17 protein-coding genes are annotated in these 21940 nt (G+C 44.7%); 14 read left to right on the top strand and 3 right to left on the bottom strand.

Annotated features, from left to right (window positions below; genetic code table 11):
- The first annotated feature begins 333 nt into the window (after positions 1–333).
- From MTR11_RS02505 to MTR11_RS02540, 8 genes are all read left to right on the top strand, one after another.
- Positions 334–1131 (top strand): SH3 domain-containing protein, encoded by a 798-nt coding sequence (locus MTR11_RS02505; protein ID WP_047009047.1) that lies wholly within the window; start codon positions 334–336, stop codon positions 1129–1131.
- A 152-nt stretch (positions 1132–1283) separates the two neighbouring features.
- The gene (locus tag MTR11_RS02510; RefSeq protein ID WP_005379690.1) at positions 1284–1832 is read left to right on the top strand and encodes a phosphatase PAP2 family protein; all 549 of its coding nucleotides are present in this window, start codon (positions 1284–1286) and stop codon (positions 1830–1832) included.
- A gap of 3 nt (positions 1833–1835) precedes the next feature.
- Positions 1836–2882 carry an MJ1255/VC2487 family glycosyltransferase gene (locus MTR11_RS02515; protein WP_243326972.1) on the top strand — a complete coding sequence of 349 codons (1047 nt, stop codon included), beginning with the start codon at positions 1836–1838 and terminating at the stop codon, positions 2880–2882.
- 556 nt (positions 2883–3438) lie between these two features.
- Positions 3439–4398: a LysR family transcriptional regulator CalR gene (gene calR, locus MTR11_RS02520; protein WP_243326973.1), complete on the top strand. Its 960-nt coding sequence runs from the start codon at positions 3439–3441 to the stop codon at positions 4396–4398.
- 295 nt (positions 4399–4693) lie between these two features.
- The gene (locus tag MTR11_RS02525) at positions 4694–6502 is read left to right on the top strand and encodes an AMP-dependent synthetase/ligase (RefSeq protein ID WP_243326974.1); all 1809 of its coding nucleotides are present in this window, start codon (positions 4694–4696) and stop codon (positions 6500–6502) included.
- A 449-nt stretch (positions 6503–6951) separates the two neighbouring features.
- A complete protein-coding gene (locus MTR11_RS02530) occupies positions 6952–8676 on the top strand; it encodes an acetolactate synthase 3 large subunit (RefSeq protein WP_005392255.1) in 1725 nt (574 codons plus the stop codon).
- A gap of 1 nt (position 8677) precedes the next feature.
- Positions 8678–9172 (top strand): acetolactate synthase small subunit, encoded by a 495-nt coding sequence (gene ilvN / locus MTR11_RS02535; RefSeq protein WP_005392253.1) that lies wholly within the window; start codon positions 8678–8680, stop codon positions 9170–9172.
- 109 nt (positions 9173–9281) lie between these two features.
- On the top strand, positions 9282–11162 hold the full coding sequence (locus tag MTR11_RS02540) for a GGDEF domain-containing protein (RefSeq protein ID WP_005392251.1): 1881 nt from the start codon (positions 9282–9284) through the stop codon (positions 11160–11162).
- 64 nt (positions 11163–11226) lie between these two features.
- Here the strand turns inward: MTR11_RS02540 and MTR11_RS02545 are convergent, their stop codons facing one another.
- Entirely contained in the window at positions 11227–11913 is a 687-nt protein-coding gene (locus tag MTR11_RS02545) for a GntR family transcriptional regulator (protein ID WP_082240136.1), read from the bottom strand.
- A gap of 157 nt (positions 11914–12070) precedes the next feature.
- Positions 12071–13483, bottom strand: coding sequence for a pyruvate kinase PykF (gene pykF / locus MTR11_RS02550; protein ID WP_005392243.1), 1413 nt, complete (start codon positions 13481–13483; stop codon positions 12071–12073).
- A 433-nt stretch (positions 13484–13916) separates the two neighbouring features.
- Here pykF and MTR11_RS02555 point away from each other — a divergent pair, with 433 nt between their 5' ends.
- The 5 genes from MTR11_RS02555 to MTR11_RS02575 all read left to right on the top strand — a co-directional run bounded on the left by MTR11_RS02555 (position 13917) and on the right by MTR11_RS02575 (position 19380).
- The gene (locus tag MTR11_RS02555) at positions 13917–14678 is read left to right on the top strand and encodes a DeoR/GlpR family DNA-binding transcription regulator (RefSeq protein ID WP_005392240.1); all 762 of its coding nucleotides are present in this window, start codon (positions 13917–13919) and stop codon (positions 14676–14678) included.
- A 114-nt stretch (positions 14679–14792) separates the two neighbouring features.
- The gene (glmS, locus tag MTR11_RS02560; RefSeq protein ID WP_005392238.1) at positions 14793–16625 is read left to right on the top strand and encodes a glutamine--fructose-6-phosphate transaminase (isomerizing); all 1833 of its coding nucleotides are present in this window, start codon (positions 14793–14795) and stop codon (positions 16623–16625) included.
- Positions 16626–16829: 204 nt separating this feature from the next.
- Positions 16830–17207, top strand: coding sequence for a DUF3316 domain-containing protein (locus tag MTR11_RS02565; RefSeq protein ID WP_005496993.1), 378 nt, complete (start codon positions 16830–16832; stop codon positions 17205–17207).
- 102 nt (positions 17208–17309) lie between these two features.
- The gene (locus MTR11_RS02570; RefSeq protein WP_005392236.1) at positions 17310–18002 is read left to right on the top strand and encodes a heavy metal response regulator transcription factor; all 693 of its coding nucleotides are present in this window, start codon (positions 17310–17312) and stop codon (positions 18000–18002) included.
- Complete coding sequence (locus tag MTR11_RS02575; protein ID WP_243326975.1) at positions 17995–19380, top strand: heavy metal sensor histidine kinase; 1386 nt, start codon at positions 17995–17997, stop codon at positions 19378–19380. The genes MTR11_RS02570 and MTR11_RS02575 overlap by 8 nt, the downstream gene beginning before the upstream one ends.
- A gap of 50 nt (positions 19381–19430) precedes the next feature.
- On the opposite strand, the gene MTR11_RS02580 is transcribed toward MTR11_RS02575, so the two are convergent.
- Entirely contained in the window at positions 19431–20513 is a 1083-nt protein-coding gene (locus tag MTR11_RS02580; protein ID WP_006742744.1) for a glycerol dehydrogenase, read from the bottom strand.
- A 353-nt stretch (positions 20514–20866) separates the two neighbouring features.
- Here MTR11_RS02580 and dhaK point away from each other — a divergent pair, with 353 nt between their 5' ends.
- Complete coding sequence (gene dhaK, locus MTR11_RS02585) at positions 20867–21925, top strand: dihydroxyacetone kinase subunit DhaK (protein WP_005383055.1); 1059 nt, start codon at positions 20867–20869, stop codon at positions 21923–21925.
- Positions 21926–21940: the final 15 nt, after the last annotated feature.

Consider the following 21940-nt stretch of genomic DNA (forward strand, 5'->3'; position numbering starts at 1 on the left):
TGAGCTGACATAGTTGTTAAGCTTTCCACATAATTAAGTTAACAAATTAGTACCGCACTCCATGGAGCGCGTCAACCCTAAAGTCGATTTTTTATTCATATCGGATGAGTCTTTTCATTTACTCGAGAAAAATGATGCGCTAAGTGAAACTGCATGGTGCGATAGAAACGTGCTAGAAGAGGCAAGTTCTCATCAAGTTTGCGACGTTTCATTACCAAAACAAACATTGGGATTGCGACTTGTCACACAAAGGCCCGAATTGTTTGGCAAAAGTTTTGAATGACCATTTATAGTAGTGCAGTTGCACTAGGTAAAAAGAAGGGTTAAGGAATAATGAGGTTAGCAAAACAATTTGGACGTTCAGCCGCAGTATTTACTCTGGTCAGCTTATCGGGTTGTCAGCTGTTTCAATCTCAAACCTATATGGCAGAGATTTCCCCTGTTGCTATTAATGATCACTCTCAGAGTGTCATGGTGATTAATGATCAAATGGATCGATTCTTGAGCTACGAGGGACGCGAGTCGTTTTTGAATCAAATGCTCGTTGCTCTTGAGTCGGACAGTCGAGATAAATTTAAAGGCAAAGATCCGGAAACCTATTCGTGGTGGAAGATCCGAGTGCAACCTAGTGAGAAACAACAAGCGGAAGTCTTCCGACCAACAGCTGACGGTGTGGATACCTCAAACCCAGTTGAGTTTATGGATGTCTCCTATCGCTCTAAGACCACATTAAACTTGCGATCCAAGCCGAGCCTAGAAGGAGAAAAGCTTGGCGTGTTATCTAAAGGGGAAGTTTTTAATGTGTTGGCAAAAGTGGTGGATCAACCTTGGTTTCTCGTTGAACAGAAAGGCGTGATAAAAGGTTACGTCCATAAGGATTATGCGCGCAGCAATGTGGTAAATCGTGACATTCTTTCTACACAGCCTAATCCTCTTTTAGAGTCTGCTTCGAGCACAACTGAGCAAACGGGCATAGAGCATGAACTGTCAGGAAATTACACTTGCCGCTCCCTTAGCTACGAGCTGACAAAAGATGGCGACATGACGATGGGCTCTTTGCGCGCCTGTCGTAAGAAGAGAAAAGTCTGGTACATCGATACGCCTCAACCGCAGCAAGCAAACCCTTCTTAATCGTTCTCTCCTGCGATTGTGCTCAATAGATAGATTATTGGGCACACTCTAATTTGGCATTTGTCATTAATTGTCCAAACTCCCGTCATGCAGTTGTCACCTAAACCTCCTACTTTTCACACAACGGCGTTGTCAAAGTAAGGAAAGGCCACATGCGAACCATAGAGACAATTACACAGCCAATTGCAACCATTGCTAAGTTTGATTTAGCGCTCTCTAGTGTTTGTCTTAAGCACCGTTTTAATCAGCAAGTTGCCAACATCAGTAAAGGAGTCTCCCACAGTGGTGACGGACATCTGTACTTGGTGCTAGGTTTATTAGCTTGGTATTTAGATAAAGAGCAGGGAGTCTGGTTTTTACTGGCGGGTTTACTTGCTTTTGCCATCGAGTTGCCAATTTATTGGACGCTGAAAAACAGTTTTAAGCGTCGTCGCCCTGAAGAACTCAGTGCACTCCTTCCTGCTTTTATTACCCCCTCTGATCGCTACAGTCTTCCTTCAGGACACACTGCCGCTGCGTTTGTCATGGCGACGCTGATTGATCATTTCTATCCGAGCCTAGGCGTTGCTGCATTCTTTTGGGCAAGTTTAATCGGAACCGCGCGAATCTTATTGGGGGTGCACTTTTTTACCGATGTCATCATTGGTGCGCTGCTAGGTAGCCTTTGTGGTGGGTTAGCGATTGCGATGCTGGGAGGCTAATTGATGAAAATCTTATACGGTGTTCAAGGTACAGGAAACGGACATATTGCGCGTGCGAGGGCGATGAGTCATGCGTTTAAAGAGCACGATGTTGAGGTCGATTTTTTGTTTTCTGGACGAGCGCCTGAAAAGTACTTTTCAATGGAAGCGTTTGGCGATTATCAGACTCGCCGAGGCTTCACCTTTATCACTGAAAAAGGTTCAGTGAACTATGCGAAAACAGCATTGAGTAACAATTTAGTGCAATTTTGCAAAGAAGTTAAACAGCTTGATTTGTCGTCCTATGATCTCGTGCTCAATGATTTCGAGCCTGTTACGGCATGGGCGGCAAAACAACAAAATAAGCCGTCGATTGGTATCAGTCATCAAAATGCTTTCCGTTATCCAGTGCCGTTAAAGGGAGCGAGTTGGTTAGACAAATCCGTCATTGAATACTTTGCGCCTTCTCAACACCACCTTGGTTTGCATTGGCATCATTTTGATCAACCTTTGCTACCACCGATAGTGCATACCGTCGATAGCCAAGCAGAAAATGATGATTTTGTTTTGGTGTATCTACCGTTCGAATCCATTGAAGACATCTCGGATTTACTGTTCCATTTTAACCAGCAAGCGTTCATCTGTTATCACCCCGATGTGATCGAATATGAGCAAGTGGAAAACATAGAATTACGCCCTTTATGCCACAGCAACTTTCAGCATCATTTGCATCGGTGTAGTGGTGTCATTGCCAATGGTGGATTTGAGCTCCCTTCGGAAGCTCTGTCTCTAGGGAAAAAATTATTGCTTAAGCCACTCGCAGGTCAGTTTGAGCAACAAAGCAATGTCGCGACCTTAGAAGACTTAGGACTTGCGATGTCGATGGAGAGCTTAGACATTTCCGCAGTACGCCAGTGGCTAAAGGAGCAGCAAGCCGAAAGTGTGAAATATCCAGACGTTGCTCAGGCCATTGTTCATTGGGTATTACAAGGCGCGTGGGATTCACAAGCGGAGTTATCCAAACAGTTGTGGGAGCAAGTTGATTTCCCAAGTTACGTGTCGAACATTTAAGTACGTTGTTCTAAGTACATTGTTCCTTCCTATTTTTGACACGATTTTGTTGCAGCCTTTCAATCTAGAAGGCTGCATTTTTATTCTTTCTCTTTCATTTCTATTCAATGTGTATTTGCTGATAATTTGACTGATAAGTGCAAATTTTACTCAGAGATATAGTCGTCATCTGTTGGTTTGCTCTCGACCAATAACTGAGGTAAATGCATGCGTGTGGTGACCATCCGTCTCATCAATTTGCTAAATACTTCCTCAAAGAATGCGCTTTTACGTGTTTTATAGTTTTTTATGTTTTTATCAAGCTGTTGTTATTTAAAGAGTAAATACCTAATCGGCTAAAATTTACTGATTAAATATCAATCTAGTTGCGAAACCGCAATCGATTAGTTGATAGTACAGTTCGAGCCGGAAGTATCCGGACAGCAAATATAATAAAAAGTTAGGTTATCTATTCGTAAAATGATTCGAATCCAGCCGCCGTCTTTTGTGCGAGATGGGATTCTATTCGTTATGAATTTAATGAACAAAGTTGACGATTACAAAAGAGGCGCACTCAATGTTAGAGAAGAAAGATGCGATGAGCGCAATTGCTAGCTACCGTATGGAAAGCACTTTGCGTGGTGTAGATTTAAACCTACTGACTGTATTTGATGCTGTGATGCAAGAGCAAAATATTACTCGTGCAGCACATAACTTAGGCATGTCTCAGCCGGCAGTAAGTAATGCCGTGGCACGTCTAAAAGTGATGTTTAACGACGAGCTGTTTATGCGTCAGGGCCGTGGTATTCAGCCAACGCAACGTGCTCGTCAATTGTTTGGCCCAATTCGCCAAGCATTACAGCTGATTCGTAATGAACTTCCTAGCTCCGTATTCCAACCAGAATCTTCGACTCGCTTATTTAAGCTGGCGATTTGCAGCCCTTGTGACATGCGTTTTGCTCCGAAGATCATGGCAAAAGTGAATCAACAAGCCCCAAACGTTCAGCTTCACCTAGATGCAGAATTTGACCGTCTGTTGTCTGAGCGTATGCGCTATCAAGAAATTGATTTCGTGATCGATTATGCTCGCTTTGATGAGCAAGGTTTCTCAAGTACTGAAATCTTCAAAGATGAATTAGTGGTTATCGCGTCAAAAATACACCCACGCATTCAAGGTGGTGTAACGGCTGAGCAACTGCTTAACGAAAAACATGCGAAGTTATCGAAAGTGCACGGTCAACGCAGTTTCTCAGAACAAGCATATCGTGAACTGGATTGCCAAGCCGCGTACGAAGGCTCTAGTCTAAGCAACCTACTATATGTGGTGGGTCAATCTGAGCTTGTGACTATCGCGCCACGTTGGATGGCAGAAAATGCGGTAAACAGCGAGCAGCTGCAAATTCTAGACTTCCCATTTGCAAACAAGGAAATCAGCGGCTTCTTAAGTTGGCATGAATCAAGTGAAAAAGATAAAGGCCACATTTGGCTGCGCGATCAACTGATGATCACTTGTGGTGAAGTGGTTGCCGCAAAATAAGATGACGTTTGGTCTTATCGGTTAAGACCATATTGGTAATCATCAATTTTTACAATTCATTGGTCCCCGAGAGATTTTTTGTCTCTCGGGGCTTTTTGTTTTAGCAATCAACAATCGAAACAGTAAGTTAAATAGAGTAATCATTCAGCAGTTTTGGGTATGTTCGCGACGTATAAGTGATAGTTGTCTCTTATTAGTGATAAGTTTGATACTGGTCAGTTGCGTTTTAGCAAGCCGTGAGTACACTTGTTCGCTCAATTAGCTTACGCCTGTAAGCCAAAAGGTAAGTAAAAGAATGGCCAAGTTAGATTTTCATATCGTTAAACGTATTCGTGAACAAATTGCGAACGGTGGTACACGCGTTGCACTCAAGCATAAAGTGGGTGAGGAATGGCAAGGTATTACGTGGACGCAATTTGGTCAGCAAGTTGATGCTTTATCACTTGCACTTTTGGCTCAGGGATTAGGAGTCCAAGATAAAATCGGCATTTTCTCGAACAACATGCCGCAATGGACGATTGCTGATATTGCAGCGCTACAACTACGCGGCGTAACAGTACCTATTTACCCAACCAATACCGCCGGTCAGTCGGCGTACATCATTGACAACGCAGACGTCAAAGTGTTGTTTGTTGGTGAGCAGCCACAATTTGACGCAGCAGTGAGCATTTTCGACCAGTGCGAGCAGTTAGAGCTCATTGTTGCCATGTCTGATGATATCGAACTTGGCGAGCATGATTTCGTTATCTCTTGGCAAGCATTTGTCGCCAAAGGCGATACCACATACCAAGTTGAATTGGACGCACGTTTAGAGCAAGCAAAGGAAGATGATCTACTCACGCTGATCTACACCTCGGGCACAACAGGCCAGCCAAAGGGTGTCATGTTGGACTACGCAAACATTGCGGCGCAATTGGAAGGGCACGATCAACGCTTGAGCCTTTCTCAAAGTGATGTGTCACTGTGTTTTCTTCCGCTGTCACACGTATTTGAACGCGCTTGGACCTTTTATGTGTTGTACAAAGGGGCGACCAACTGCTATTTGCAAGACACCATGCAGGTGCGTGATGCACTGAGCCAAGTGCAACCTACCGTGATGTGTGCCGTGCCGCGTTTCTATGAGAAGATCTTCTCTGCGATTCACGAGAAAGTGTCTCGCGCGCCAATTCATCGCAAGATCATGTTTACTTGGGCTGTGAACATGGGCGCAAAAATGGCCGCTTGTCATCAAGAAAAACGTCAGCCATCGCTCATGCTGCGCAAGTCATATGCCCTGGCGGATAAATTGGTTCTGAGCAAGCTGCGAGCGTTACTTGGTGGACAAATCAACTTTATGCCGTGTGGCGGTGCAAAGTTAGATGAAACCATAGGCCGATTCTTCCACGCGATTGGTATCAATGTGAAGTTAGGTTACGGCATGACTGAAACCACGGCGACAGTATCGTGTTGGGATGATAAGTGCTTTAACCCAGACTCTATTGGTATGTCGATGCCTGGCGCGCAAGTGAAGATCGGTGAGAACAACGAGATTCTGGTGCGTGGTCCAATGGTGATGCGTGGCTATTACAAAATGCCAGAAGAGACCGAAAAGACCTTTGATGAGCACGGTTTCCTAAAAACTGGCGATGCGGGTTACATTGATGAAAATGGCAACCTGTTCATCACTGATCGTATCAAAGAGTTGATGAAAACTTCAGGTGGTAAATACATCGCTCCACAAATGATTGAAGGTGCGATTGGTAAAGACCACTTCATCGAGCAAATCGCGGTTATCGCGGACACGCGTAAGTTTGTCTCGGCGCTGATTGTGCCGTGTTTTGATTCTCTTGAAGAGTATGCGAAAGAGCTGAATATCAAGTATCACGATCGCGTTGAATTGATTAAGCATCACCAAGTGGTCGAAATGCTTGAAAAGCGTGTTAACGATCTCCAAAAAGAGTTGGCAAAGTTTGAACAGGTGAAGAAGTTTAAACTGTTACCAAGAGCTTTCTCTATGGATGATGGTGAGTTAACGCCAACTCAAAAACTGCGTCGTAAAGTCATCAATGACAAATACCAAGATGAAATTGAAGAAATGTATAAGGAAAAGTCAGAGAAAAAGTAACTTAAGCTGACTTAGATTTTATATTGATGAAAAAATCCTCAGTGATGTGATTGCGCATTACTGGGGATTTTTGTTTGTGTTGATTCTTTCTATTTTGCTCACCAAATACAGCTATTTAGCACCCTATACTTAAAAGGTTCTGAAATAATGTTCTTTTTTTAAACGTTAAGTTTTTAGGTTGTACTGTGAAATAAGGTATGTGTGGCTGCTATTCCTACTAACATTCTAATTACTAGCATCTTGTTTAAAAAGTAGACCAACCTCTCATTAGACCCGTTGATAATAAAACGTTACATTTGTTGGGTAACCTTGCGGGATGTTATGACGAACGCAAGACATAGCCGAAAACGTGGAAGTATTTCGATTAGGCTACGAATAAGACCTAGACTATGTAAAACCAGACCAATCCGTTGACCTTACGGTGAGGAAACTGGCTAAGGAGAGCAATTATGACAGCAATGTTGTCAGGCGCAGAGATGGTGGTTCAATCTCTGATAGAAGAGCACGTAGAGCAGATCTTTGGCTACCCAGGTGGCTCTGTTTTGGATATCTACGATGCACTGCATGCCAAAACCGATCAAATCAAACACGTACTTGTAAGGCATGAGCAAGCCGCCACTCATATGGCAGATGGTTACGCTCGCGCTACCGGTAAACCGGGTGTCGTACTGGTATGTTCAGGTCCGGGCGCGACCAATACCATTACTGGTATTGCCACGGCTTATATGGATTCCATCCCAATGATCGTTATCTCGGGTAACGTACCTAATAGCCTAATTGGTAATGATGCTTTCCAAGAATGTGACATCGTTGGTGTCTCTCGCCCAGTGGTCAAGCACAGCTTTTTAGTGAAAAAAGCGGAAGATATTCCTGAAACGATCAAGAAAGCGTTTTATATCGCGACCACAGGTCGACCTGGTCCAGTAGTGATTGACTTGCCGAAAGATGTAATGAATCCGCAAATCAAACTGCCTTACCAATACCCAGAAACCCTTTCTATGCGTTCTTACAAGCCGACGACGTCGGGTCATAAAGGCCAGATTAAAAAAGCCCTTAAATCGCTGTTAGAAGCGAAAAAACCAGTGCTTTATATCGGTGGTGGGGCGGTGATTTCTGGCGCTCATGAACATATTTTAGAGCTCTCCGACAAGCTGAACCTTCCAGTAGTCAGTACGTTGATGGGACTAGGCGCATTCCCTGGAACGCACAAAAACTCACTGGGCATGCTGGGTATGCACGGTACTTACGAAGCCAATATGGCGATGCATGAAGCGGATCTCATTTTTGGTATCGGTGTGCGTTTTGATGATCGCACGACGAACAACCTTGAAAAATACTGCCCAAACGCAAAAGTCATGCATATTGATATCGATCCATCATCGATATCGAAAAACGTGAAGGTGGATTTACCTATCGTAGGCTCTGCGGAAAAAGTGCTTACAACCATGCTTGGCCTGCTGGCAGAGCAAGAAGGTGGGAACGATGAAGATGCCATCACCGCATGGTGGGATGACATTCAGGTGTGGCGTGACCGAAATTGTTTGGCTTATGAGAAGTCACCAGAGCGAATTAAACCACAGCAAGTGATTGAAACCTTGCACAAGCTGACCAATGGTGATGCGTATGTTGCTTCTGATGTGGGTCAGCACCAGATGTTTGCAGCACTTTACTACCCATTTAACAAACCACGCCGTTGGATCAACTCGGGTGGATTGGGCACTATGGGATTTGGCCTTCCGGCTGGTATGGGTGTTAAGTTTGCCATGCCACAAGAAGAAGTCGTAGTTGTTACGGGGGATGGCAGTATTCAAATGAATATCCAAGAGCTTTCGACAGCCATGCAATACGACATTCCAGTGAAGATCATCAACCTAAACAACCGATTCTTAGGCATGGTAAAACAGTGGCAAGACATTATTTATCAAGGTCGTCACTCTAATTCTTACATGAGTTCTGTTCCTGATTTTGCAGCGATTGCAGAAGCTTATGGTCACGTCGGTATTCGTATCGAAACGCCTGATCAGCTCGAAGAAGGGCTACAAAAAGCGTTGGATATGAAAGATCGTCTGGTGTTTGTGGACATCAACGTAGACGAAACCGAACACGTATACCCGATGCAAATCAAAGGTGAGGGTATGGATAAAATGTGGCTAAGCAAAACGGAGAGAACTTAATATGAGACACATTATTTCACTGCTATTGGAAAACCAACCGGGTGCGTTGTCTCGTGTTGTTGGTTTGTTCTCTCAACGTGGTTACAACATTGAATCTTTGACGGTATCACCGACAGATGATGAAACGCTGTCGCGAATGAACATTACCACGACGTCTGATGAGATGCAGTTGGAGCAAATTCAGAAGCAGTTACACAAATTGATCGATGTGCTGAAAGTACAAGAAGTCACCGAGTATGAACACATCGAACGTGAACTGATGATGGTGAAAGTGAAAGCCAGCGGTTTTGCGCGAGCAGAAGTGAAACGGACAGCGGACATCTTCCGTGGCCAGATCGTGGATGTCACTGCTGCTCAATACACGGTACAACTTGCGGGCACGAGTGAAAAGTTGGATGCCTTCATTCAAGCGATATCTGAAGTAACTGAAGTCGTCGAAGTTGCTCGTAGTGGGGTAGTGGGCATTGCCCGAGGTGAGCGCGCACTCAAACCGTAATTGTCTAATTGCATATAGAAAAGCCACTTAATCTAAGTGGCTTTTTGTTTAGAAAATAACAATTAATGATATAATTGTCGTTTTAGTAAGCATTATAGGCAGTAGACGCGTGAAAATACCTAAGCGAGTCGGCACATTGTTGGCGACAGCACTATTTTTTAGTGCGCTCACTGCAGTTTACTATTATCAGAAATATCTGACGTTATTAGAGAGTAACGTTGAGAATACCGCTCAAGAAGCATTACACCAACTGGCTTATACTGGTCGCGAATACAACAATATTCAGGATCAAATTGAGACGATCAGCGATCTTCTCGGTCACAGCCAAAGTCTTTACGACTATCTACGTCAGCCGAACCGGGTCAACCTTTCTATCTTAGAAGATATGTGGATCTCGGTTGCGATCAACCAAAAGCTATATAAACAAATTCGTTTTCTTGATATTACCGGTCAGGAAAAAGCACGGATTAATTACGATTTCAAAACGGGTATCGCTGCACCCGCCCTCAAATTACATGACAAGTCAGAGCGGGATTATTTTCATTACGCGCAAGGTTTAGGTAATGATGAAATTGCGTCGTGGGGGATTGAACTGGAGCGGGAAAATGGTGAGCTTGTTTACCCTTATAGCCCTTCATTGCGTATTCTGATGCCGATTTCTCTCAATGGGAAACGCGAAGGGTATCTTGTTCTTAATGTTGATATTGAGTATTTATCTTCTCGACTCAACTACTCACCGGTGCGGGATTTTCATATTGAGTTAATTAAAAGTGATGGCTTTTATATCGCGAGTCCTAAGTCATCACGCTTGTACGGCAATATTATCCCAGCTCGTTCTCAATTTAATTTTGGCCGGATGTACCCCAACATTTGGCGCACGATGATCTCAGAAGTTTCGGGCTATGAGTACAACGGCTCGAATTTGATAGCGTATAGCACGATCCAATTTGTTTCTAGTGAACCACTTCATCTAGTGATTGATCTCACGAATGAGCAATTACTATCTCGATCTCAGCGAGATATTGATGACTTAATCCAAGAAGCGTTTTTTGTATTAAGTTTGGTGTTTGGTTTTACTTTACCAACGACCGCGTTGGCCCTGCACTATCGACGTCATAGTATGGAATCGAAGTTAGCTCGGGCTGCACTTGATGGCATGACTGCGGTGATGATCTCAGATGCGTCGCATCGAATCATTATGGTGAACCAAGAGTTTGAAAACATGATGGGCTATTCAACCAAGCATACTCAAGGCTGGAATGCGCATAATCTAATTTTCTTACCGGAAGATCTCGAGTCGACCCTCAATATTTGGAATAAGCTTGCGAACGAGCACGTTTGGGAAGGTGAGGTTCGTTGTCGAACCAAGTTTAATCACGTATTTACCGCCATTATGCGCATTCAGGCAAACTTAACCAAGTCAGGTAAAGTAAGCTATTACATCACGTCGCTGGTGGATATTTCCGAGCAAAAAGAGCTGGAAGAAAAGCTACGCAACCTCAGTGAAAAAGACGGTTTGACGGGCTTGTGGAACCGTCGAAAATTTGAAGAGCAATTAGCGCAATATGCCGGGATTATTGAGCGTTATCCTGACAGTCCCCCTGCATGTTTGGCGTTGTTTGATATTGACCACTTTAAGCGCATTAACGATGAACTTGGGCACGATGAAGGGGACAAAGTGATTTGCAGTGTCGCTGAGACTCTTCTTAAAGAGGTGCGCAGTACTGACTTTGTGTCTCGTGTCGGTGGTGAGGAGTTTGCGGTGATCATGCCGCACACCACGCTCGAAGAAGCAGAAGTTGTATTGAACCGGTTACGTGTGGCGGTTCAACTGCGCAGTGATAGAGCTATTACCGTTAGCGCCGGGTATAGTGATTTAACCTCCGATCGCACGCGCACTTATAAATGTGCTGATATTGCCTTGTATGAATCCAAAAGTGCAGGGCGTAACTGCGTATCACTATGTCATAGTTTCGATGATATTGCTTAGCTCTTTTTCAAAAACAAAAAATCGGGGATAGACCCCGATTTTTATGCTTATTTTAGCCTCAGCGTTATTCGCTAGCCAGTATGCGATATTGGTTGTCGATGGCCGCTTCGATACACTGCATTGACTGTCTCAAATAACGCTCTAGATAACCTAAAGCATCCTGGCTCTTTTTATCTAACGACGTCTTCATCAGCATTTCTTGCTCATCGATATTACAGTGCCCTGGGTTTCCAGTACCTAACATTTGCATAGCAAAATATTGGTAACGCTTAATTTGCGTGAGTAGATCGCGGAAAAAACCAAACATATTGGCAGAGCCAGCGCCTTCAAACAGCGCAGTAAGAAACTGATTATGGCGCTCTTCCCATTCCTTCCAGCAAAAGCTTTCGCCAGATTTAGAGCGGGATAACTTGTGATAAGCGGTTAGGACGTCCAGTTCCCAATTTTCATCGCCAATCACAATTGCTTTATTTAGTAGGCATGCAGAGACCATTTGTAGGCTCTCGTACAAGTCATTCAACTCATCTTTACATACAGGTGCAACCCAGCAGCCTTTTTGCGGCTCAAGTTTGACGTATTTGCTCCACGATAACAGCACCAAAGCTTCGCGAATGGGTGACGCTCCTACGTTGTACTTCTCTTTGAGTTCCGCAACCACGAGTTTTTGACCCGGTTTAAGCACGCCATCGAGAATATCCTGACGGATCATTTTTGATACTTTGTCGGTAAGAGTGGGACTGGACACATACACCTCATAGAAATTTTAATCGTGACGACAAAATTAAACAGTACGCAATTCTGCGCATGGTGAATGATACAGTTAGGCTATTATTAGAGCAAGAAAGCCATATAAAAAAAGAGGGCATAAGCCCTCTTTATCAATCAACTGAAGTATGAGAAGTTCAGTCTTATAGTACGTGTACAGAAGCTGTGTTCGTAGTACCTGAAGCGACTAGAGCACCAGAAACCATCACTACGATGTCGCCTTTGTTACCTAGACCAGATTCTAGAGCAAGCTCTTTACCTGCTACGTAGAATGCGTCAGTGCTTTCGATAGAATCAACAACAACTGGCGTCACACCTTTAGTTAGAACAAGTTGTGCTGCTGTTTTCTTGTTCGTTGTTAGTGCTAGGATGTTTGCAGTTGGGAAGTATTTACGTACTGAACGTGCAGATTTACCACCTTCAGTTGCAACAACGATAAGTGGAGCAGCCAGTTTTTCAGCTGTGTCTACCGCGCCTTTACATACTGCTTCAGTGATGCGAAGACGTGGGCTGTCTAGACGAGAACCTAGCTCAGCTTTTAGCGCTGAATCAGTACGGTTCGCGATTTGAGCCATGATAGTTACCGCTTCAACAGGGTACTTACCTTTAGCCGTTTCACCAGAAAGCATTACTGCGTCAGTACCGTCCATTACCGCGTTAGCAACGTCGCCTGCTTCCGCACGAGTAGGACGTGGGTTGTTGATCATAGAATCAAGCATCTGAGTTGCAGTGATAACCATCTTACGTGCACGGTTACACTTCTCGATCATCATTTTCTGAGCGAAGATTACTTCTTCAGCTGGGATTTCAACACCTAGGTCACCACGAGCAACCATGATGCCGTCAGAAAGCTCTAGGATCTCGTCGAAGTTATCAACACCTTCTTGGTTTTCGATCTTAGAGATGATGTGGATGTTCTCGCCGCCGTTTGCAGCAAGTACTTCACGGATTTCTTGAACGTCAGAAGCTTTACGGATGAAAGAAGCAGCTACGAAGTCAACGCCTTGCTCACAACCGAATTTAAGGTCGTTCTTATCTTTTTCAGATAGAGCAGGTAGGTTTACAGAAACGCCAGGAAGGTTAACACCTTTGTTCTCGCCTAGTGCACCGTTGTTAAGTACTTTACATTTAACTTCTGTTTCAGTCTTAGAGATAACTTCCATCTCGATTAGACCGTCGTCGACTAGGATAGTGTTACCTACGTTTAGGTCTGCTGCGAAACCAGCGTAAGTTACTGCAACTTTATCTTTGTTACCTACAACTGAAGTGTCAGTTGTGAAAGTGAATTCTTGACCAGCTACTAGATCAACGTCGTTACCGCCTTCTAGCTTAATAGTGCGGATTTCTGGACCTTTAGTATCTAGAAGAATTGCTAGTGGTTTGCCAGTAGCTTCCATTACTTTACGGAAGTTCGCGATACGAGTGCCGTGTTCTTCGTAGTCACCGTGAGAGAAGTTAAGACGCATTACGTTCATGCCTGCGTTCACTAGCTCAGTTAGCTTCTCTACAGATTCAGTTTTAGGGCCAATCGTACATACGATTTTGGTCTTTTTCATGGAAGATACTCTCCGGTAAGTATAGTTACAATTTGAAAGTCGGTTGTTTACTCTGAAGTTAGGGCGTTATTGATGACATTTAGTGCCTGTCACCCACCGATTTTTCGCCTCATTATCAGTACTTCAGATTCTGAAAGTCTTTCACCAAGTTTAGTCATTTTATGACTAAAAGATCGGCGATTTTGGTTACCTTTTTGTGACTAATCCCACTTTATATGCAGAAAGTTGCAAAAAAATAGCCTTCAATTCTGTAATTTTTTTTCTTTTCGGTGGCGAATTCTACCACTGAATGAATCCAATATCACTGTTTAAGAATTGTCTTAGGACAAGGTTTTATCGAGAAATATTAATTTTTTGGATCGAAATAAATGGACTTGAAAGTTTCGGTTTGACTATAATAAGTTTCAAATCGAAACTTAAATTCAAAACGTAAATGTCGAAACGAAACACTCAACTAAGAAGACACGCCATTTCTAACTTGGTTTCTGAGCTAGGAGAAGTCAGCGTTGACGAACTCGCTCAGAAATTCGAAACCTCAGAGGTCACGATTAGAAAGGATTTAGCTTCTTTAGAGAAAAATGGCCAACTTCTACGCCGCTACGGCGGTGCGATTGCTATCCCAACCGAAGTCATTCACGAAGAATTGAGCGCTAATGTTTCGACTCGAAAGCTAAACTTGGCAAAAGCAGCGGCATCACTGATTCGAGACCATAATCGCATCGTGATCGACAGTGGCAGTACGACGGCTGCGTTGATTCAACAGTTGAATGACAAACGTGGCTTAGTTGTCATGACCAACTCGTTGCATGTTGCTAACGCCCTTAATGAATTAGAGAGCGAACCAACACTGCTGATGACTGGTGGGACTTGGGATACGCACTCAGAATCTTTTCAAGGCAAAGTAGCCGAATCTGTATTACGAGCTTACGATTTTGACCAGCTATTTATCGGTGCGGATGGCATCGATCTCGAACGCGGCACCACAACATTTAATGAATTGGTTGGTTTGAGTAAGGTGATGGCGGAAGTGTCGCGCGAAGTGATCGTCATGATCGAATCGGAAAAAATCGGTCGTAAGATCCCGAATTTAGAGCTCGCTTGGCATCAAATTGATGTGCTAGTGACGGATGCTGATATTCAGCAAGAACACAAAATACAGATTGAACAACATGGCGTGAAAGTTATTTGTGCCTAACCTAATAATGTAATCAGTTTCATATTTCACTTCCCTCTGAATACAGGCCTTTGCTTGCTGCCTCTATCTGAAACATGGCTAGGGAAGAACAAAACTACAAACGGAGATAAACACATGTGTGGAATCGTAGGTGCAGTAGCACAACGAGATGTTGCAGAAATTTTGGTTGAAGGTCTACGCCGCTTAGAGTACCGCGGTTACGACTCTGCTGGCGTTGCTGTTGTTGATGGCGAGTCAAACCTAACGCGCGTTCGTCGCTTGGGTAAAGTGCAAGAACTGGCTGATGCAGTAGAAGAAGCAAAAGTGATCGGCGGAACGGGTATTGCACACACTCGCTGGGCGACGCACGGTGAACCATCTGAAGTTAATGCACACCCACATATGTCTGGCGATATTGCTGTTGTACATAACGGTATTATCGAAAACCACGAAGAGCTTCGTGAATTGCTTCAATCTCGTGGTTACGTGTTTGAATCTCAAACGGATACAGAAGTTATCGCACACATGGTTGAGTGGGAACTTCGCACTTCAGAAACGCTACTAGAAGCAGTACAAAAAACAGCAAAACAACTTGAAGGCGCATACGGCACGGTAGCGTTGGATCGCAAAGATCCTTCACGCATCGTAGTTGCACGTTCAGGCAGCCCGATCGTAATTGGTTTTGGTGTGGGTGAAAACTTCCTGGCTTCTGACCAACTTGCGCTACTGAATGTAACGCGCCGTTTCATGTACCTAGAAGAAGGTGATGTGGCAGAAATCACTCGCCGTGAAGTTACTGTCTTTGACGCAACGGGCGAGCTGGTTGAGCGTGAAATCGTAGAATCTAACGCAGAACATGATGCTGGCGATAAAGGCCAATACCGCCACTTCATGCAAAAAGAAATCTATGAGCAACCTAAAGCGTTGATCAACACAATGGAAGGCCGTATCACGGCAGACTCCGTTGTAACTGATGCGATCGGTGTGCATGCGGCTGACATTCTAAGCAAAGTAGAACACGTACAAATCGTTGCGTGTGGTACGTCTTACAACGCAGGTATGACAGCGCGTTACTGGTTTGAAGACATTGCTGGCGTGAGCTGTGATGTAGAAATTGCGTCTGAATTCCGTTACCGCAAGTTTGTGACTCGTCCAAACAGCCTATTGATCACGTTGTCTCAGTCTGGTGAAACCGCCGATACGCTAGCAGCACTTCGTCTTGCGAAAGAAAAAGGTTACATGGCGGCGATGACCATTTGTAACGTAGCAGGTTCTTCTTTGGTTCGTGAATCAGATTTTGCGTTCATGACTCGCGCTGGTGTTGAAATCGGTGTCGCTTCAACCAAAGCGTTCACGACTCAGCTTTCTGCACTATTGATGCTGGTAACGGCACTAGGTAAAGAGCAAGGTCGCGTCAGCAAAGAGAAAGAAAAAGAGATTGTTGAAGCGCTGCACGCACTTCCTAAGCAAATCAACGCGGCACTCTCTTTCGAGAAAGACATTGAAGCACTAGCGACGGATTTCGCAGACAAGCACCACACACTGTTCCTAGGTCGTGGTGAATTCTACCCAATCGCTATGGAAGCGTCTCTAAAATTGAAAGAGATCTCTTACATCCACGCAGAAGCGTACGCGGCGGGTGAACTGAAACATGGCCCTCTAGCTCTGATTGACGCTGACATGCCTGTTGTTGTGGTTGCACCAAGCAACGACCTACTTGAAAAGCTAAAATCAAACGTTGAAGAAGTGCGTGCACGTGGCGGCCTTCTATACGTATTCGCAGATGCAGACGCAGGCTTCGAAGGTGATGAAACAATGAAGATCATCACGATGCCTCACGTTAGTGAAATCACGGCGGCGATCTACTACACCATCCCAATGCAGTTGCTGTCTTACTACGTAGCACTGATCAAAGGTACGGACGTAGACCAACCACGTAACCTAGCGAAAGCGGTAACGGTTGAGTAATTACGCTTAACAGCAAAAATCCTAAGCGGCACATGCGAGAGTATGTGTCGTTTTTTTTGTTTTGTTCTAAGCGTGATGGAGCGCTCAAGCGCTTTCGCCAGTAAGTTGCTTTCATGACAAAAATGTCATTTTGTTGAAAGGGTGGTGTCAGAGGCGGTGTTCAATAATGACCTCATTGAAAACAAGCACTCAAAGGTTAACAACATGAACGCAATCAAAACTGCTCTTTTTGTAACGGTAATGGCAATGACTAGCGCATCTGCATTCGCTCAACCACTTTTCACTGGTGGCAACTACGTGAGCCGCGAAGAGATGAAAACCATCTCAGTTACCCCGACAGCAACGTCAGATGAGGCTTATCAACAGGCTCTGTCTGAACTCAATTCACTTAAAACCATGACGGCTCGTGAACTGAATAAAGAGCTCAATATCCTGACGTTTAATGTGAAGTCTCGTAGTACGCATTTAAAAGATGGTGGCTTCGTGACCGTGCAAGAACGCATGAATGAAGATGGTCAGTTGGAATATTTGGGTAAAGTGAATGTCAAAGTGCATTATGCCGAACGCGATAACAATCGATAATGGTTTACCAATGGGAAAGAGTATGGTGTGGTTCACATCATGCTCTTTTTCGAGCTTTATACTGGGTTCTCATCCTCCCGCTAACACACTAGGTAAGTGAACTTGAAAATATTGATCGTCGAAGATGAGCACAAAGCCGGAGAATATCTGCAAAAAGGTTTGATTGAATCTGGGTATGTGGTGGATTTAGTACATGATGGGGTCGATGGGCTGTATCACGCTACCAGTGAAGAATATGACTTAATCCTCCTCGACATTATGTTGCCTAAACTCGATGGTTGGCAGGTGCTTAATACATTGCGCAGTAGTGGGATTCACACCCCAGTGATCATGCTGACAGCGAAGGAGCAAGTGGAAGATCGCGTGCGCGGTTTTGAGCTGGGTGCCAATGACTATGTCGTAAAACCTTACGCGTTTGCGGAGCTACTGGCGCGTATTCAAAACGTATTTCGTCATCATATTTCCGCGCAAGTGGTCGCATCGCCGCAAACATTACGTGTGGCAGATTTAGAACTTGATATGATCAAACGCGTTGCCACGCGCGCGGGGCAGTCGATGTCGCTTACCGCCAAAGAATATGCCCTGCTTGAGTTGTTGATGCGCAAAACTGGCCAAGTGCTTTCACGTACCACTATTGCGTCGTTAGTGTGGGATATGAACTTTGACAGCGATACCAATGTGATTGATGTGGCGGTCAAACGTCTGCGTAGCAAAGTGGACAAACCGTTCGATAAACCACTGATTCACACTGTCAGAGGGATGGGCTACAAACTCGAAGAGAGTTGTGATGCCTAAGTTTTCGCTCCCTTTTTCCATGAAAAATAAGCTCGTGCTGATGTTTGTTAGCATGACGTTCGTGACCTATTTTTCTTTGGCTTTCATCCTACAGTACGCCATTGAGCGCCACTTTTATTCGCAAGATTTCAGCTATATTTCCAGTAAGTTCAATGCCATTGAGAAAGCGTTAAAACGCTCGCCAGAGGATGTGTTCAAGCAAGCGAATAACAGCACGCTCTACATGTGGGTGTTTGAAGGCAAGCAGAACGTGTATCAGAATTCGAGCCTGACGATTCCTCAGAACCGAGCCTACAGCATTAGCTCGCCTCAGGTTTTAAATCACGAGCGTGCCATCGAATGGAGTGAGGACTCGCTGAATATTCGCGCGTTTGCGTTTCAAGCTGGGGAGTATCAGGTGGTGCTCGGCATGAGTATCAACCACCATATTTTGTTTTTGGATAAACTCGACTGGATTTTGTTTTGGGCGCTCGGTTTGGCGTTTGTGATTTCTTCCGCGTTGAGCGGTTGGATGGTAAAACGTGGGTTGAAGCCGATTGTGGGATTGAATCAGCACATTCAACAGATATCACCAGAGCAAATGGGCATTCGTCTCGACCCCGATTCGTTGCCAATAGAACTGCGCGAGTTAGCCAACAAACACAACGCGATGCTCGATAGGTTGCAAACTGGTTTTCGCCGCTTGAGCGAGTTTTCTTCTGATATAGCACATGAGTTAAAAACGCCACTCACCAACATTACTACGCAAAATCAGGTCATTTTAGGTGCGTGTCGAACGCCTGAAGAGTATCAGGATGCGATTGCCTCAACGTTGGAAGAACTCAACCGCATCACGAAAACCATCAACGATTTGCTCTACATTGCCAAGGCTGAAAACAAGCTCATTCATCGCCATGACGAAGTGTTTGCGGTGCAGGAGGAAATCGACCGTTTGGTCGCGTATTTTGAAATATTGGCCGAAGATGCCGATGTGCAAATCGTGAGCTCAGGCGACGGTCAGCTCTATATGGACAAAAACATGTTTGAGCGTGCAGTGGGCAATTTGCTCTCCAACGCGATTCGTCATGCGTATGCTGATTCAACCATTGTGATTGACGTTCAAGAGGTTGATGAACAGGTTACGATATCGGTCAGCAACCAAGGTGACACCATTGCCGAGCAAAACTTACCGTACCTTTTCGACCGATTTTATCGCGCAGATAAATCTCGCCAACATGTAGGTAGCGTCGGTGCAGGGCTAGGTTTGTCGATTACCCAATCTATCGTGCAAGCGTATGAAGGACAGATAAAAGTAACATCAGATAAAGACAAGACGCGGTTTGTTTTGATGTTGCCATCGGCAGGTGTCAATGGAAGTGATAAGTCCGTTGAAGCATAAAAGGCAAACCTTGGCTTGCCTTTTGAGACTCAAACTCGTTTTTATTTGGGTTATTGGCCCAGTTGATGAGCGGTTAGAATTGCAGAGTAGACATTTTCTGCCGTCACTGGGAATGGCATATTGTGGATGGTTTCTCCCTCGGCCGTTGAAGCTTCGGCGACCTCGCGCAATTTATCGTGATTAAGCTCTTTAACGCCCATATCAAACAAGTTGGTTGGTAGACCTACCGATCGGCAGAAGGCGAGAACCGTATTAATCTCTTCCATCGCTGCGTTTTCTAGCACCAGTTGAACAAGTGTGCCGAACGCGACTTTCTCACCATGATAGAGATGATGACACTCTTCGAGCTTGGTTAGGCCGTTATGAATAGCGTGAGCGCCTGCTAGGCCACTGCTTTCAAAACCGATACCGCTTAGGTATGTATTGGCTTCAATAATATTTTCTACCGCTTTGGTGCTCACACCATTTTCTACCGCAGCTTTTGCTTTTACACCATCTTCAAGCAAGGTTTCATAGCAAAGTTTCGCAAGAGCTTGCGCTGAACGTGTCGCTAAACCACCAGCCATTGTTGCCTTACCAGAGGTCATGTTGGCTCTGGCTTCAAAGTAGGTGGAAAGCGCGTCGCCCATCCCCGATACAAGTAAGCGAACAGGGGCTTTGGCGATGACTGATGTATCCATGATGACCATGTCTGGGTTTTTTGGGATCATCAAATATTCTGCAAATTCACCTTCAGGTGTGTAAATCACCGCAAGTGCTGAGGTTGGCGCATCCGTCGAGGCAATCGTAGGAACCACCACGACAGGAATTTTGGTGTAAAACGCAACGGCCTTTGCTGTATCTAACGTTTTACCGCCACCAATACCGACAATGACATCGTGTTTTTGAGTGGCACAAATGTCCGTGATGCGTTCAATCTCAACGCGCGAACATTCGCCACCAAAAATGTTCATAGTGAGTGGAAGCTTTTCGTCAGCAAAGCTTTGTTTGACGTCATCACCAACCAGGTTAGTCACGAACTCATCGGCAATGACTAACGGACGTTCACCTAATGTTTTCACATAGTGAGCGATAGATGTAAGTACTTGTTCACCTTGGACGTATTTGCTTGGGCTGATAATAATTTTGTCCATAATTCAAACCTTTAACCTTTTTTATGTGTGTTTTGGACTGCAATGAAAATCCATTGTAGCGATAAGGTTTATATTAGGTTTGGTGAGGTAAGTGGTGAAGGATCTCTCTGGTTTTGTTCCATGCTTTTATGACCTCGGTGTCAAACCGACTGTCAGAAGTAATAAGCATTAGTATGCTTTATGGCGCCGATCACTATTCAAGCAAATTCGTCGTTTTTCGTTTCATATTGAAACGAAAATACCGAAGTCGTTGTTTCAATATGAAACGGATTGATTTTTGTTGAGCACGTTTTTTCTCTGTTTAAGATGAATTCATACCCTACATAAAAATATAAATGGAATGAGATAGAACGATGAAAAAGTTAATTAACCAAGTCGATGATGTTGTATTGCAGCAAATGGAGGGCCTGGCATTGTCCCGCCCTGAGCTAAAAGCCAACTACGAACCTCGTTACATGTGGCACGAGGAAACGCCGGGGCAAGTGGCATTGGTTTCTGGTGGTGGCTGTGGTCATGAACCTTTGCACGCAGGTTTTATTGGTAAAGGCATGCTGACAGGTGCCTGCCCTGGTGAGGTATTTACTTCACCTACGCCTGATCAAATGTACGAATGTGGTAACCAAGTGAATACTGGTGAGGGCGTGCTGTTTATCATTAAAAACTACACCGGCGACGTGTTGAACTTTGAAACGGCCGTGGAGCTCCTTCATACCGATGGCATCAAAGTTGGGTCGGTGTTGGTGGATGACGATGTTGCAGTCAAAGACAGCCTGTATACCGCTGGTCGCCGTGGCGTCGCTGGAACGGTATTGGTTGAGAAGTTAGTTGGTGCTGCCGCGAACAAAGGTTATTCGCTGGAGCAATGTGAAGCACTGGCTCGTCGCGTTAATAATCACTGTCGCTCATTTGGCGTGGCGCTTAATGCTTGTGTTGTGCCAGCGGCGGGTAAACCATCTTTTGTTCTGGAAGATGATGAAGTGGAGTTTGGTGTTGGTATCCATGGTGAACCAGGTATCAAGCGAGTGAAATACACCGACGTCGATACGCTAGTGGATGAAATGTTTGCTGAAGTTGCTGAAAACACACCTTATCAGCGCACTTTGCGTATTTGGAATCGTGACGAAGGTGAATGGGATGAAGTGGAATCCAGCATTGAGCCTTTTGCTGCTGAACACGACTACATTGTGATGGTGAATGGTATGGGCGGTACGCCAACTTCAGAGCTTTACGGAGTGTACCGCCGTCTTGCTCATAACTGTGAGCAAGCAGGGTTCCGTATCGTGCGTAATATGGTTGGTAACTTCTGTACGTCACTCGATATGGAAGGCGTTTCAATTACGTTGCTGAAAGCAGATAAAGAGATGTTGGAGCTGTTTGATGCTCCTGTCGATACGGCCGCGATCAAGTGGTAACAGGGGGGAGCAAAC

The organism is Vibrio sp. CCB-PB317 (assembly GCF_022808245.1).
Taxonomy (GTDB): Bacteria; Pseudomonadota; Gammaproteobacteria; order Enterobacterales; family Vibrionaceae; genus Vibrio; species Vibrio diabolicus.